The sequence below is a fragment of the Clostridium sp. AF50-3 genome (assembly GCF_003477445.1).
Classification (GTDB): Bacteria; Bacillota; Clostridia; order Lachnospirales; family Lachnospiraceae; genus Otoolea; species Otoolea fessa.
In genome coordinates this window covers 184410-198241 of sequence record NZ_QUDH01000007.1, presented here as the reverse complement: position 1 = coordinate 198241, position 13832 = coordinate 184410, and the positions used below count along the sequence as shown (strand labels likewise).

Below are 13832 nucleotides of genomic sequence, written 5' to 3'. Positions count from 1 at the left end.
ATAAACGCTGAAGGCATCTAAGCGTGAAGCCCCCCTCAAGATGAGATATCCCATACGCAAGTAGTAAGACCCCTTGAAGACGACGAGGTAGATAGGGCAGAGGTGGAAGTGCAGTAATGTACGAAGCTGACTGTTACTAATCGGTCGAGGGCTTAACCAAAAGGTTATGGTTAAGGATAGGAAAGAGGAAGTTATTTCCTGAAGGATGAAAGATAGAGAGTAGAAGAAATTCAGTGTGCAGTTTTGAAGATATGTAAAAAAGACCGTTGTACAGAAATGTATGACGGTTTTTTGTGTAATAGGAAATTCCTTGGAAGTCCCTATTACACAAAAAGGCACTAACGTGCCAATGATGCGCACGTATGCGTTGACAGAAAACTCATTGTTTTCTGCTTTTTATAGCCGCGGAGGTATCTGGTGTTTTGCACATTTCTTTTTGAGCGCTGTGCTGTTTCTGCGTCGCCAGAAAGAATATCTCTTTCTATTTTTGCCAAGATTATATGAGTTCTGAACCCGAAATTTAAGGATGCGTCATGCTGCTCATGCAGCGAGAAGACGGTAACATCCGATGAAAAGAATAGATTTTTCGATTTTTTTGAAAAAGTAGTTGACATTTAAAATATAATCGGTTATACTTATCTACGTTGTTGGAAAGCAATATTCCTCGATAGCTCAGTCGGTAGAGCACGCGGCTGTTAACCGCGCTGTCGTAGGTTCGAGTCCTACTCGGGGAGTTTTTTGATCCATATACTTTATGGACCTTTAGCTCAGTTGGTTAGAGCAACCGGCTCATAACCGGTCGGTCCCGGGTTCGAGTCCCCGAAGGTCCACTCTACCCAATATGAGGTAAATAAATAATTTAATATTTGGCCCGGTGGCTCAGCTGGTTAGAGCGCCGCCCTGTCACGGCGGAGGTCGTGGGTTCGAACCCCATCCGGGTCGTTTTGATACGACTGTTATAAATTGGTTCGCGTAAGCGGATTGAGGGACAGAGTATCGTAATGGGGTCTTAGCTCAGCTGGGAGAGCATCTGCCTTACAAGCAGAGGGTCACAGGTTCGAGCCCTGTAGGCCCCATTTCATTGTTGGAAAGTAAGAAGAATTTCTGGTTGTTATATCGATATAATTTGAAATGAATCAACAATAAAAGAAATTCAAAAAAATCTAAAAAACAGTTGACATTCTTCAGAATGAGTTGTATAATATGACTTGTTCGTTAAGAATAAAAAGTATGTGTGTGTAGCTCAGCTGGATAGAGCACTTGGCTACGGACCAAGGTGTCGGGAGTTCGAATCTTCTCACGCACGTCGATTTCTCTGGTTGTCAGAGAGCAAAAAGCATCCTTTTGAGGGTGCTTTTTTTGTATAATAGGGAATTCCAAGGAATTTCCTATTACACAAAAATGCACTAACGTGCCAATGATGTGCACTTGCGCGAAGATGCAGGTTGTCGCAAGCGACGCGCTCGGCGCGAGAATGTGTCAAGGCAGCAACTGTTCACAGGTAGGAATTTTCTGAACTGAAAATTCCGTACGATACAGTTCTGGCAGCAGATTTTGTCGATTTAGAATGTGCAGTATCGGCAAAATCCCGTTGATGGGCACACGTGTGCGAACCGTAACCCTGAGCACATTCTTTATTCCGTTTACGACAGCCCGGAATTGACTTTTTACCGCATGACCGATATAATAATAGGGCTGTCCCTATCAAGGCAGATAGCTTTGCGGTTTCTATGAAAGACCGCGTGGAGGAATTATGAAAACAGAATATCTGATAAAAATTGGTTCTGTCGCTAAATGGCTGGTGCCGTTTTTTGCAGCGGTGGCGCTGCTGAACGCGTAGGTTTTAAGTGGGCAGAATAAAATAGAAAGGCTGGGAAGAAGCTGGGAGATGCATCACGGATTCTGACACAGCGGAAAGGAGAAGAGATGCAGTTAGTTCAGTTAGATATGAAGCAGATATCGAGCGAGGCAGAGATTTACGACTGCCTGGTCGGTCAGATGAATTTTACCAATGCCGATGAAAAACCGGAATGGATGAATGTGATTGAGATGAACGAGCGGGATCCGTATGAGATGGATACAGAAGAACAGCCGGAGGATCCGGAGTTTAAGAAAATTCTGGAGACACCGGAGAAGACATTGGATGGTCTGGTACAGATGCTGGCTGCCCGCCTGGCAGATGATTACTGCCTGGAAGTAATCCGGGATGAAGCGGCGGATGATGAGAAGAAAGAACTGGAAAAACGTCTGGAACGCGCACTGGAAGATGCGGCGCGCACAATCGATGAAAGAGACGGGAAATTGTATGCAATACTTGAGGATACAAAACCCATGGCATTCTCCGTTATCTGATGAGCCGGAAGAAGGATTGATTCCATGTGAGGTGGTTCGGTCTTCCCGGAAGACGATCGCCATCCAGATCACGGCGGAAGGACGCCTGGTACTCCGGATTCCGAGGAGGGCTTCGGTGCAGGCTGCGATGCGGTTTGCCGAGGAGCACCGCGACTGGATAGAAGTCCATTATAAAGAAGCGGTGGAACGCCAGAGGAACCGGAAAACATATGGAGCGGAAGAAATCCGAAATTTCACAGAAAAGCTGCGCCCGGTGCTCATGCACCGGGTTGCTTTATATGCGGCGTGCATGGGCGTAACCTATGGAAAAATCACAATCCGGAACCAGAAAACGCGTTGGGGAAGCTGCAGCGCAGCTGGAAACCTAAATTTTAACTGGCGGTTGGCACTTTTGCCGGAGGATCTGATGAATTATGTGATTGTCCATGAGCTGGCACACCGGCTGGAAATGAACCATTCCGCGCGTTTCTGGACGCAGGTGGAGAATATACTGCCGGACTGGCGGGAACGGCGCAGGCGGCTTAGGGAGTATGTGATATAGAAAAGAAGTACATCTAGATAATAGGAGGAACAAAATGGCAGAAGAAGTCTGGATGCTTCAGACCAAGAAAGCAGATTTTAAGCAGATCGGGGCGCGGTTTCGGATCGATCCGGTTACGGCGCGTATTATCCGGAACCGTGGGATCGAAGGAGAGGCGGCGATCGACCGCTATTTAAATGGCACGCTGGATGATCTGTATGATCCGATGCTGTTAAAAGATATGGAGCGTGCCGTTTCCATCCTGTGCGAGGCTGTGGATACTGGAAAGAAGATACGGATCGTCGGTGATTATGATATTGACGGCGTCTGTTCGACGTACATATTATTGCAGGCATTTGAACGGCTGGGCAGTGATGTAGATTTTGAGATACCGGATCGCATCAAGGATGGCTACGGAATCAATGAATCGATCATCGAACAGGCGCACGCGGACGGCGTGGAGGTGATTCTGACTTGTGACAATGGTATTTCCGCGTTCCATCAGGTGGAGCTGGCGAAGAAATATGGCATGACGGTTGTCATCACGGATCATCATGAGGTGCCCTTAGATGGGGAAAAAGAGAAGATTCCCCCGGCGGATGCGGTGATCGATCCGAAACAGGCAGACTGTCCGTACCCATTTCCGGAGATCTGCGGCGCAGTGGTGGCGTACAAGCTGGTGCAGGTTTTATATGCTCGCCGGGGCGTGCCGCAGATGGAATGGCTGGATTTGCTTGAATTTGCCGCGATTGCGACGGTCGGTGATGTGATGAAGCTGCAGGATGAGAACCGGATTCTGGTAAAATACGGTCTTAAAAAGATGGCGCAGACCAAAAATCTAGGGCTTCGCAGACTGGCGGAGAAAAATAATCTTGATCTGGGGGCGATCACAGCATACCATATCGGATTTGTCATTGGACCGTGCCTGAATGCGGGCGGACGATTAAAAACGGCAAAGGAAGCGCTGGCGCTTCTGCGGGCGCAGAGTGAGGAAGAGGCGGAACGCCTGGCAGAGGAACTTAAGGAATTAAATGATACCCGCAAGGATATGACCGAGCAGGGGACTGAGGCGGCGAAGCTGCAGGTAGAGAGCTGGTACCAGAAGGACAAGGTGCTGGTGGTCTTTCTGCCAGAATGCCATGAATCGCTGGCGGGCATTATTGCAGGGCGCCTGAGGGAATATTATCAGAAGCCGGCGATCGTGCTGACGCGCGGCGAGGAGGCGGTCAAAGGCTCGGGACGTTCCATCGATGAGTACCATATGTTTAAAAAGCTGACAGAGGTCAGCGATCTGCTGCTCAAATTTGGCGGGCATCCGCTGGCAGCCGGGCTTTCGCTGGAAGAGAAGAACATTGACGAGTTCCGGCGCAGACTGAATGAAAATGCGGGGCTGACGGAGGAAGATTTTAAAGCGAAAGTCTGGATCGATGTGCCGATGCCGGTGGGATATGTGACAGAACGACTTGTGAGGGAGCTTTCCTGTCTCGAACCGTTTGGACAGGGTAACGAAAAACCGCTGTTTGCAGAGAAATCACTTCGCATCCGGGCGAGCCGCGTGCTGGGGCGCAACCGGAATGTCGTAAAAATGACGTTGGAAGAGACAGACGGACACGCGATCGAGGCGCTATATTTCGGTGACGGAACGGCGTTTGAGGAAGAGCGCGCCGGACGGCGGGAGATCGACGTCGTGTATTATCCGGACATCAATGAGTACAATGGAAGAAAAACGCTGCAGGCGGTGATTCGCCGTTATAAATTCCGGGGGTAAATGGCATGATAACGAGAAAAGATGTGATGCCGGTCAATTTCCTGAAAAAAGAAAAATTTACCGGAAGTGATACCGGGATGCGCTACCGGATGGAGATGACAAAGCGCGAAGTACCGAAAGAAGACGGCGCAGATGGCGAGACGGTCGAGGAGACAGTCCTGACCGTGACATCGTGGCCGGAACCATATGGATACGACGCAACGCCGGAAGAGGAGAAGACCCGCGAGGAATTTCCGTTTTCGGAAGAAGGAATTGTGAGCGGGGTAGAGTGGCTGAACGGGCAGCATGCGCGGTATGTGAAGCCTGAAAAATAGACGGTTGCGTGAACAGAAAGAGTGAAAAAGTAGAATGAGTTGGAAAAAGACATTTTATGAGGGGCTAAAGAGCGGTATCCCCATTGGACTGGGGTATCTGCCGGTCTCCTTTACGTTTGGCTTCCTGGCGGTGTCGGGCGGTCTGTCGGTCTGGGTAGCAGTTTTTATATCGCTGACGAACTTAACGAGCGCCGGACAGTTCGCAGGGACAAACCTGATTCTGGCGGGGGCTGGGTACTTTGAGGTGGCATTGACGACGTTTGTCATTAACCTGCGCTATATGCTGATGTCACTGTCCCTGTCCCAGAAGCTCGATGAAAAGACGGGAACCGGGGCGCGCTTGGCATTGGCATTCGGCATCACGGATGAGACGTTTGTCGTCAGTTCCCTGCATCCGGGCATTTTGAAAGCGTCGTATATGCTGGGACTTATCACGATGCCGATTCTGGGGTGGAATCTTGGAACCTGGCTGGGAGGCGCGATCTCGGCGGTTCTGCCGCAGGCGCTGCAGAATGCGATGGGAATTGCCCTGTACGCGATGTTTATTGCACTGATTCTGCCGGCGGCACGCAAATCGCGGTCGGTGTGCTGCGTCATCATTCTGGCAGTTGTGATGGTGTGCATTTTAAAATATGTTCCGGTTTTTGCCGGTATTTCCTCCGGTTTCCGGGTGATTCTGGTTACGATCGCGGCATCGGCGTTCGGTGCATGGAAATTCCCGCATGATCCCGACGGTAAAGAAGCCGGTCAGGACGAGAGTCAGAAAGAGGGGGCAGAATGATGAATACAGCAGAGGCAGCAGGAGCAGCCGGAACACTCGATATGAAATACGTGCTGACCTGTGTCCTTTTGATGGCACTGGTTACATATATTCCACGTGTTCTTCCGGTTACGATTTTCCGGAAACAGATCCGTTCGAAGTTTATCCGATCTTTCTTAGATTATACGCCGTATGCAGTGCTGGGAGCACTGACATTTCCGGATGTATTTACCTCCACAGGACATCTCTATTCGGCGGTCGGAGGAACGATCGTAGCGGTGATTTTGGGATATAAGGGAAAGAGCCTGGTGGTAGTGGCGATCGCGGCGATTGTGACGGTTTACCTGCTTGAGATGGCAGGCGGAGCCGGTCTTTTGGCGTCGCTTTCATTTTAAGAAAAATTTAAAATGAATATGCGCGAAAGCGCGGGAAATTCATCATAAATAAAAACGAAAGGTGCAGACAAGATGATTACAATGAAGGGAGCCGCTGTTTCGGCAAAGCTGAAAGAGCAGGTGGAAAAAGGGCTGGAAACCCTGACATGGGTGCCGAAACTGACGATTATCCGGGTGGGCGAGAATCCGGATGATATTTCCTATGAGAAAGGCGCGACGAAGAAGCTGACATCGTTCGGGCTTGAGGTGGAATCGAAGGTATTTCCGGGAGATATCTCGGACGAGGCATTTAAGAGGGAGTTTGCGGCGATCAATGCGGATGCGTCGGTGGACGGTATTTTAATGCTGCGCCCGCTTCCAAAACAGATCAACGAGCAGGATATTGAAAAAATGATCGATCCGGCGAAGGATCTGGACGGTATTTCCCCAGTCAATATCGCAAAGGTGTTCAGCGGCGATACGAGCGGTTTTGCGCCGTGTACGGCGGAGGCAGTGGTATGCATGCTGAAAATGAACGATATCGCGCTTTCTGGCAAACGGGTGGCAGTCGTAGGAAGAAGCATGGTTGTGGGACGCCCGCTTTCGATGCTGCTTCTGCATGAAAATGCGACCGTGACCATCTGCCACTCGAGAACTGCCAGCCTGCCGGAGGTATGCCGGGAGGCGGATATTCTGACTGCCTGCGTGGGAAAAGCAGCGATGATTAACCACACTTATGTAAAAAAGGATGCGGTTGTCATTGACGTTGGGATCAATGTAGATGAAAATGGAAAACTCTGCGGCGATGTGGATTTTGCCGATCTGGAAGGAACTGCTTCGGCGGCAACCCCGGTTCCGGGCGGTGTCGGCGGCGTGACGACGGCGGTTTTGGCACAGCATCTGGTGCGCGCAGCACGGATGAAACAGGAAAAAAATAGTAATAAATAAGCGAAAGAAAGTTAAGAGAAAAGCAATACATTTCCTCTCGTTTTCAGGTATAACTATAGTAAGAATGACAGTGTACCAGCAGTTATTCCGGAAGGTCCGAACCCATTGTGGGGTGGAACTCACGGATGAAACAGAAAAACGGGAGGAATTTTTTATGAGAAAAATGGGGATGATGCGAAACAGGATGGCATTTCTGCTGGCAGCAGGAACGATGACAATGACGTCGGCGGCAGGTCTGGCAGGTTGTACGTCCGCACCGGCATCGGTGACGGTGCAGTCGGCGGAAAATACGGGGATCACGGTGACGAGCCAGGAGAAAATCAAGCGGAGCCGGATATTGCGGAAATTACCTACAGTGTCTATTCACAGGCGGCGGATGCGAGCACCTGCCAGTCGGAGAATCAGACGGATTTGGATGCGGTTCTGGCGCTTTTGAAGGAAAAGGGAATTGCAGATACCTCGGTGCAGACGAGCGGTCTGGGGCTGAATCCGATCTATGACTGGGACAATGGCAAGAAGATCACTGGTTATGAGATGACGACGGAGGTTGTTGTATCGGATGTTGCGATTGAGGATGCAGGGGCGATCATCAGCGATTCGGTCAATGCGGGTATCAATTCGATCGATTCGGTCCAGTACCAGTGCAGCAATTTTGATGAGATTTATCAGGAAGCGCTCAAAAAAGCCATTGAGTCGGCGCGCGTGAAAGCCGAAGCGATGGCGGAGGCAGGCGGCTGCAAGCTGGGAACGATGACGAATGTGCAGGAGTACAGCAGCGGTCAGCAGGCGCGTTATTATGACACTTCTTACAGCAGCGGCATGGCGATGAAGGAAATGGCGATGGAAGATGCGGGTGCAGGCAGAAACCTGATGCCGGGGCAGGTGGATGTTGAGGCAGAGGTGTCGGCTACGTTTTCCATTCAATAGGGATCAGCTGCATGAAAGGTTGTCTGGTTTCGGAGGAAAAATCGGATTTTAAACAGGAAAAGGGAATAAACACAAATTGTATAAACCTTCGCATATCTGGGATACTAACAGTGTGAAATGAATGGTCGGAAACGGCTGCTGTTTCATGAGAATGTAGAACAGAATGCGGAGGTTTATTTTTTATGTGGGGAATGATAACCGCGCTGGTTTCCGGCGCACTCATGAGTATACAGGGCGTGTTTAATTCTGCCGTGATGAAGCAGACCAGCATGTGGGTATCGGCTGGCTGGGTGCAGATAAGTGCATTTGTGGTTTGCCTGCTGATGTGGCTTTTTACGGGGCGCGGCGCGGTATCGGAGCTTTGGCAGATCGAACCGCGGTATATGCTGACCGGCGGCGTGATCGGGGCATTTATCACGTACACGGTCATCAAGAGCTTTGACGCGCTGGGACCGGCAAAATCAGCGCTTCTGATCGTCGTGGCGCAGATCCTGGTGGCCTACCTGATCGAGGTGTTTGGCTGGTTCGGTGTGGAGAAAGCGGGATTTGAGTGGCGCAAGGCGATCGGGGCGGCGGTTGCGATTGCGGGGATTGTGATTTTCAGATGGGAATAAAAATTTTCTGCTTGTGTTTAAAGGGGGTTTTGGTTAGAATAGAATTACGGACAAAACGCGCCTCGGAAAAAGAGGGGTGCAGAAGATGAAACAGACAAATCAAACAGTAAATCGGAAACGATGGATGCGAACAGGGGCAGTCGGCGTGGTATTTTTGGCGGCTGTTTTGTGTTTTGGTGTGCAGAGCCGGAGAGAGAAGCAGACGGTGGTGCTGGAGACGCAGAACAGTTTTTCAAAAGAAGAGGATGATTCGCAGGAAAACTCCGAACGTCCAGCAAAACGGTCAAACAGCGGGGCAGTGGATGGGGATAATGAAGCAGCAGAGAACGCTGCGCCTGAGGGGCAATCAAAAGAAAATCCCCAAACGCCGGAACCGAGAATCCTATATATCCACGTCTGCGGCGAGGTAGCCGCACCGGGCGTCTATGAGCTTCCGGCGGGCAGCCGTATGTATGAGGCGGTTGAAAAGGCGGGCGGGATGACGTCGGAGGCGGCGCAGGAATATGTAAATCTGGCGCAGGCGATCGAGGATGGACAGCAGCTTCGGATTCCGAGCCGGGAAGAGATTCGGAAATATCAGGAAACAGGGAAGGATGTCTCCGGGTTTCTGGGAGCCGGAGGCGCTGCTGGGAATGGCAGCGAGTCAGCTTCGCAGAAATCTGGAAGTAGTGCAGCATTGATTAATTTAAACACAGCTTCCAAAGAAGAGTTGATGACTTTAAACGGTATCGGTGCGGCGCGGGCGGAAGCGATTCTTTCTTACCGGGAGCAGAAGGGCGGTTTCCGGACGATTGAGGATATTATGAAGGTGCCTGGCATCAAGAACGCGGCATTTCAGAAGATAAAAGATAAGATTACAGTATAGAGAGATAGAAGCATAGTGGTTGAGGTGGAGAATGGCGAAGGTATTAGTGGTAGATGATGAAAAATTAATAGTAAAAGGAATCCGTTTCAGTCTGGAACAGGATGGATTTGAAGTTGCCTGCGCCTATGACGGGGAGGAAGCGCTTCAGATGGCGAAGGAGATGGAGTATGATATGGTTCTTCTGGACGTGATGCTGCCGAAGCTGAACGGATTTGAAGTCTGCCAGGCAATCCGGGAGTTCTCCGAGATGCCGATCATTATGCTGACCGCAAAAGGCGACGATATGGATAAGATTCTGGGGTTGGAATACGGCGCCGATGATTATATCACGAAGCCATTTAACATTTTGGAAGTAAAGGCGCGCATCAAGGCGATCCTGCGCCGCAACTCCAAGAAATCGAGACAGGAGCCGCAGCAGACAAAGAAAGTCATCGAGGCGGGCGATCTGACGCTGGATTCGGACAGCCGCCGGGTCTTTATCGCTTCCCGCGAGATCAATCTGACCGCGAAGGAATTTGACCTTCTGGAGCTCCTGGTGTGCAATCCGGGCAAGGTTTACAGCCGCGAGGAGCTGCTGCGCTTTGTCTGGGGCAACCGGGCGGCGGCGGGCGGCGATGTTCGCACCGTAGACGTTCATGTGCGGCGGCTGCGCGAGAAGATCGAGCCGAGTCCGAGTGATCCGAAATATGTACATACGAAATGGGGCGTGGGGTACTACTTCCGGATTCGGTAATGTAGAAAAGAACTCAGAAGAGGATGAAAGGGGCGCTGCAGGGGAGTGTGTATCCCGGCAGCTGCTCTTTTTCTTTAGGTGGCAAAGGCAGATGGGGCAGAGAATGAACGAGGAAAACCAAAAACAGGATCAGAAGGATGAAATTGCAGGGAAGCAGGAAGAGCCGGGACAGATAGTTTCAGAAAAAGTGGAGAAGAAACGAGAGGAAAAACCAAAGAAAAAGCGTCTCCGCATCCAGGGCGCCGCATGGAGGCGGCTGGATAACACGGCGAAGCTCTTTGCGGCGGTGTCGGGCGAGGATTTAAGCAGTGTATTCCGGATCTCGGCGGTTCTGAAAGAAAAAGTAGATCCGGAGCTTTTGCAAAGGGCGCTTGTGCGGACACTTCCGGAGTTTGAAAATTTCCGGGTGAAGCTGCGGAAGGGATTTTTCTGGTATTATTTTGAGACGAACAACCGGAATCCGGGCGTGGAAGAAGAACAGAGTGCACCGTGCCGTTTCATTGATCCGCACCGGGGCGCGCGGTTCCCGTTCCGTGTGAGCTACTATGGATGCAGGATCAATTTTGAAGTGTTTCATGGGTTGACGGACGGACTGGGGGCGCTGCGGTTTGCTTCACGGCTTACAGAACATTATCTGGAACTGGTGAAAAAATTGCCGGTTATGGTGCAGGAGCGGGAGTTTTCGCCGCTCCGGGAGGACGATTATCTGCGACATTACCGGAAACTGCCGCATCGGCATTATAACAGCAGACCGGCGATTGCGATTCAGGGGGAATTTCTCCCATTTGATCAGATGGCAGTGCTGCAGGGGACGATTGAGGTGTCGGCACTGAAGACGGAATGCAGGAAGGTGGGTGTCAGCATCACCAAATATCTGGCGGCGGTGCTTCTCTGGGCGATCATCCAGACGGAGACGGATGGGAAAACGCTGAAACGTCCGGTGGCGCTCAATCTTCCGGTGAACCTACGGAATTTTTTTGAGTCGGAGACGCTGGCAAACTTCTTTGCTGTCGTGAATATTTCGTGGGCGGCGGGAAAGGCACCGGAGGCATTGGAAGAAGTGATTGCGTCTGTGGGCCGCCAGATGGATGAGCAGATCGTGAAGGAGCGGCTGGAGGAGACGATCTCCTACAATGTGTCGAATGAGAAAAAATGGTATGTGCGGGCGATCCCGCTATTTGTCAAACATCTGGCGATGCAGTTGATTTTTCTGCACACCAGCCGCGCCCACACGATGACATTTTCCAACATCGGACCGGCGCAGGTTCGGGAGGAACTGAAAGATTCGATCGAGGGCTTTCAGCTTCTTGTCGGCGCATCGCCGAAGCAGCGGATGAAATGCGGGGCGGTGGCGTATGACGGGAAATTATGCCTGTCGTTTACGAGCGCGATGGCAGAGAACCGGCTTCCGGAGTTTTTCTTTCACTTTTTGGAGGAAAAGGGCATCCGGGTAGAGCGAGAGAGCAATGGAATCACGGATACGGAGCATGATAAAGGACGTTATCCAGTGATTGCTCAGGATCGAGAGCGCGTGCGCCGTGCGGTGCGGGGATTTTATGTGTCATTGGTGCTCGTATCGCTTCTGGCGGGGCTTACGAATCTGGCGACTTATCATCGGATTCCGTTTAAATGGTCGCTTCTGACGGCGGGCGCGGCGGCATATGTGGCGATGACGCTGCGGTTTTCGGTCATGCGGCATGCGAGCCTGGCAGGAACGCTGGTGCGGCAGTCCCTGGGAATTCAGGCAATTTTGCTTCTGATTGACGCGCTTACAGGGCTTCGGGGGTGGTCGGTGGACTACGCGATCCCATGCGTCGCACTGTTTGAGGTGGCGGCGGTTCTTCTGATGATGTTAGTCAACCGGATGAACTGGCAGAGCTATTTTATGTATCAGATCACAATTACATTTCTGAGCTTTGTGCCGTTGATTTTCTGGAAAATCGGGTGGACGCATCATCCGCGTCTGACGGTGCTGGCAGCAGGTGTGTCGGTGGCAGCGCTGGCGGCGACGGTGATTCTGGGCGACCGGAGTGTGAAGCGGGAATTGAAGAGGCGGTTTCATGTGTAAATGGCAGGAAAATCGGTCACAGTAAAGGAACGGTCTATAAAAATACGAAGATTGAAAATTTGGATGAAAGAAAGGGAAGAAGCATGAGTCGGAAAACAGTCAGCATGATAGGCAATCTGACGCGTGATATGATGAGTGACGTGATGGAGACATCGTTAAAGAAGCCGATCCAGACCGGCGAATTCCGGAAAAATCCGGTCGAACCGGCGTGGAGATGTCCGGCGGAATATATTTATGAGCTGGTAAAAACAGAACAGTTTGTGATGGAATATTTGAAGCCGAAGCAGGCGGTGACGGGGCGCGTCATTTTGCAGCTGCACGGCGGCGGGTATATCGGTCCGATGAAAAATATTTACCGGCGGTTTGCGGTTAAGTATTCGCAGATCAGCTTCGGCGCGGATGTTCTGACGCCGGACTACCGGGTGGCGCCGGAGCATCCGTATCCGGCGGCGCTGGAGGATGCGGTGTACGCGTACCGATGGCTTCTGGAAGAGAAGAAATACCAGCCATCCCAGATCGTGGTAGCCGGGGATTCGGCGGGCGGAGGCCTGGCGCTGGCGCTCTGTCTGTATGCGAAAGATCACGGGCTGCCGCTTCCTGCGGGCATTATCACGATGTCGCCGTGGACGGATGTAAGTCTGAGCGGGGCATCGTATGAGGAAAACTATACGATCGATCCGCTGTTTGGCAATTCGAAGGAAAATATGTTGTACCAGTGCAGCTATATCGGGAATGCCAATCCGAAAAATCCGTATCTGTCACCGCTGTTTGGAGATTTTGAAGGATTTCCGCCGATGCTGATGCAGGTGGGCGCGTATGAGGTGCTTTTAGATGATACGAGGGCGGTAGCGAAAAAGGCGCGCGCCGAGGGTGTCAAGGTGCGCTGCTCGGTCTATGACGGGATGTTCCATGTATTTCAGATGGGACTCGACCTGATTCCGGAGAGCCGCGAGGCATGGGAAGAGGTCGCGGAATATCTGCGGATCATCTACCGGATTCATCGGGAGCCGGAGGGAACGGTCGTGAAAAAGGTAAAAACGAGACGCAAAGAGACGGAAGACCGGGCGCGGCTGAATCTGTTGGCATTTTTAAAACGGGAGCTTAAAAAGTGAAGATTACGTTAGTGACAGTAGGAAAAATTAAGGAAAAATATCTGGAGGCGGCGATCGCGGAGTACAGCAAGCGGCTGGGGCGTTACTGCCGTCTGGAGATCGTGCAGGTGGCGGATGAAAAAACGCCGGATAAGGCGAGTGAGCTGCAGGAAGCGCAGATCCGCGACAAGGAGGGCGAGCGGATTCTGGCGCATATCAAGGAGGACGCGTATGTGATTGCGCTTGCGATCGATGGAAAGCAGCGTTCCTCGGAGGAGATGGCGGCATGGATGGAAGACCTGGGCGTGCGAGGTGAGAGCCATCTGCAGTTTATCATCGGAGGTTCGCTGGGGTTGTCGCAGGCGGTGTTAAACCGTGCAGACACGAAGATCAGCTTTTCGCGCCTGACCTTTCCACACCAGCTGATGCGCGTGATTTTGCTGGAACAGATTTACCGGAGTTTCCGGATTATAAAAGGAGAACCGTACCATAAGTAGA

Annotated in this window: 14 protein-coding genes, 5 tRNA genes and 1 rRNA gene; all 20 read left to right on the top strand. The window is 51.4% G+C overall.

The genetic code is table 11. The annotated features are described in order from the left end of the window. Positions 1-160 (top strand): 23S ribosomal RNA (locus DW085_RS10300); the annotation flags it as partial. A 501-nt stretch (positions 161-661) separates the two neighbouring features. Further along, positions 662-734, top strand: a tRNA-Asn gene (locus DW085_RS10295). 22 nt (positions 735-756) lie between these two features. Then, a tRNA-Ile gene (locus DW085_RS10290) sits at positions 757-830 on the top strand. 38 nt (positions 831-868) lie between these two features. After that, a tRNA-Asp gene (locus DW085_RS10285) sits at positions 869-942 on the top strand. 61 nt (positions 943-1003) lie between these two features. Further along, a tRNA-Val gene (locus DW085_RS10280) sits at positions 1004-1076 on the top strand. Between the two features lie 156 nt (positions 1077-1232). Further along, a tRNA-Arg gene (locus DW085_RS10275) sits at positions 1233-1306 on the top strand. Between the two features lie 620 nt (positions 1307-1926). Further along, a complete protein-coding gene (locus tag DW085_RS10270; protein WP_022358685.1) occupies positions 1927-2352 on the top strand; it encodes a hypothetical protein in 426 nt (141 codons plus the stop codon). 16 nt (positions 2353-2368) lie between these two features. Continuing rightward, positions 2369-2893 (top strand): M48 family metallopeptidase, encoded by a 525-nt coding sequence (locus DW085_RS10265; protein WP_233430259.1) that lies wholly within the window; start codon positions 2369-2371, stop codon positions 2891-2893. 34 nt (positions 2894-2927) lie between these two features. Beyond that, positions 2928-4640: a single-stranded-DNA-specific exonuclease RecJ gene (gene recJ, locus DW085_RS10260; protein ID WP_118492520.1), complete on the top strand. Its 1713-nt coding sequence runs from the start codon at positions 2928-2930 to the stop codon at positions 4638-4640. 5 nt (positions 4641-4645) lie between these two features. Beyond that, positions 4646-4954 (top strand): hypothetical protein, encoded by a 309-nt coding sequence (locus DW085_RS10255; protein WP_107001309.1) that lies wholly within the window; start codon positions 4646-4648, stop codon positions 4952-4954. A gap of 34 nt (positions 4955-4988) precedes the next feature. Continuing rightward, positions 4989-5735, top strand: a complete 747-nt coding sequence (locus DW085_RS10250; protein WP_118492518.1) for an AzlC family ABC transporter permease — start codon at positions 4989-4991, stop codon at positions 5733-5735. A gap of 41 nt (positions 5736-5776) precedes the next feature. Further along, a complete protein-coding gene (locus tag DW085_RS10245) occupies positions 5777-6109 on the top strand; it encodes an AzlD domain-containing protein (protein WP_117796890.1) in 333 nt (110 codons plus the stop codon). Positions 6110-6181: 72 nt separating this feature from the next. Beyond that, positions 6182-7036 carry a bifunctional 5,10-methylenetetrahydrofolate dehydrogenase/5,10-methenyltetrahydrofolate cyclohydrolase gene (locus DW085_RS10240; RefSeq protein ID WP_118492516.1) on the top strand — a complete coding sequence of 285 codons (855 nt, stop codon included), beginning with the start codon at positions 6182-6184 and terminating at the stop codon, positions 7034-7036. 243 nt (positions 7037-7279) lie between these two features. After that, entirely contained in the window at positions 7280-7963 is a 684-nt protein-coding gene (locus DW085_RS10235; protein ID WP_182430854.1) for an SIMPL domain-containing protein, read from the top strand. A gap of 182 nt (positions 7964-8145) precedes the next feature. Then, positions 8146-8577 carry a DMT family transporter gene (locus DW085_RS10230; protein ID WP_022359281.1) on the top strand — a complete coding sequence of 144 codons (432 nt, stop codon included), beginning with the start codon at positions 8146-8148 and terminating at the stop codon, positions 8575-8577. 85 nt (positions 8578-8662) lie between these two features. Beyond that, positions 8663-9442: a helix-hairpin-helix domain-containing protein gene (locus tag DW085_RS10225; RefSeq protein ID WP_118492512.1), complete on the top strand. Its 780-nt coding sequence runs from the start codon at positions 8663-8665 to the stop codon at positions 9440-9442. 31 nt (positions 9443-9473) lie between these two features. Then, positions 9474-10175 carry a response regulator transcription factor gene (locus tag DW085_RS10220; protein WP_118468546.1) on the top strand — a complete coding sequence of 234 codons (702 nt, stop codon included), beginning with the start codon at positions 9474-9476 and terminating at the stop codon, positions 10173-10175. A 91-nt stretch (positions 10176-10266) separates the two neighbouring features. After that, positions 10267-12243: a DUF6320 domain-containing protein gene (locus DW085_RS10215; RefSeq protein ID WP_243033999.1), complete on the top strand. Its 1977-nt coding sequence runs from the start codon at positions 10267-10269 to the stop codon at positions 12241-12243. A gap of 83 nt (positions 12244-12326) precedes the next feature. Continuing rightward, positions 12327-13355: an alpha/beta hydrolase gene (locus DW085_RS10210; RefSeq protein WP_118492510.1), complete on the top strand. Its 1029-nt coding sequence runs from the start codon at positions 12327-12329 to the stop codon at positions 13353-13355. After that, positions 13352-13831 (top strand): 23S rRNA (pseudouridine(1915)-N(3))-methyltransferase RlmH, encoded by a 480-nt coding sequence (rlmH, locus tag DW085_RS10205; protein WP_022359275.1) that lies wholly within the window; start codon positions 13352-13354, stop codon positions 13829-13831. Before DW085_RS10210 ends, rlmH begins: the two co-directional genes overlap by 4 nt. The last annotated feature ends 1 nt before the right edge of the window (position 13832 follow it).

Excerpts from the sequence above, each read along its gene's own strand:
- DW085_RS10225 (WP_118492512.1), top strand. The coding sequence starts at position 8,663 with ATGAAACAGACAAATCAAACAGTAAATCGGAAACGATGGATGCGAACA.
- DW085_RS10230 (WP_022359281.1), top strand. The coding sequence starts at position 8,146 with ATGTGGGGAATGATAACCGCGCTGGTTTCCGGCGCACTCATGAGTATA.
- DW085_RS10210 (WP_118492510.1), top strand. The coding sequence starts at position 12,327 with ATGAGTCGGAAAACAGTCAGCATGATAGGCAATCTGACGCGTGATATG.
- DW085_RS10215 (WP_243033999.1), top strand. The coding sequence starts at position 10,267 with ATGGGGCAGAGAATGAACGAGGAAAACCAAAAACAGGATCAGAAGGAT.
- recJ (WP_118492520.1), top strand. The coding sequence starts at position 2,928 with ATGGCAGAAGAAGTCTGGATGCTTCAGACCAAGAAAGCAGATTTTAAG.
- DW085_RS10240 (WP_118492516.1), top strand. The coding sequence starts at position 6,182 with ATGATTACAATGAAGGGAGCCGCTGTTTCGGCAAAGCTGAAAGAGCAG.
- DW085_RS10270 (WP_022358685.1), top strand. The coding sequence starts at position 1,927 with ATGCAGTTAGTTCAGTTAGATATGAAGCAGATATCGAGCGAGGCAGAG.
- DW085_RS10220 (WP_118468546.1), top strand. The coding sequence starts at position 9,474 with ATGGCGAAGGTATTAGTGGTAGATGATGAAAAATTAATAGTAAAAGGA.
- DW085_RS10255 (WP_107001309.1), top strand. The coding sequence starts at position 4,646 with ATGATAACGAGAAAAGATGTGATGCCGGTCAATTTCCTGAAAAAAGAA.
- DW085_RS10245 (WP_117796890.1), top strand. The coding sequence starts at position 5,777 with ATGAAATACGTGCTGACCTGTGTCCTTTTGATGGCACTGGTTACATAT.
- DW085_RS10250 (WP_118492518.1), top strand. The coding sequence starts at position 4,989 with ATGAGTTGGAAAAAGACATTTTATGAGGGGCTAAAGAGCGGTATCCCC.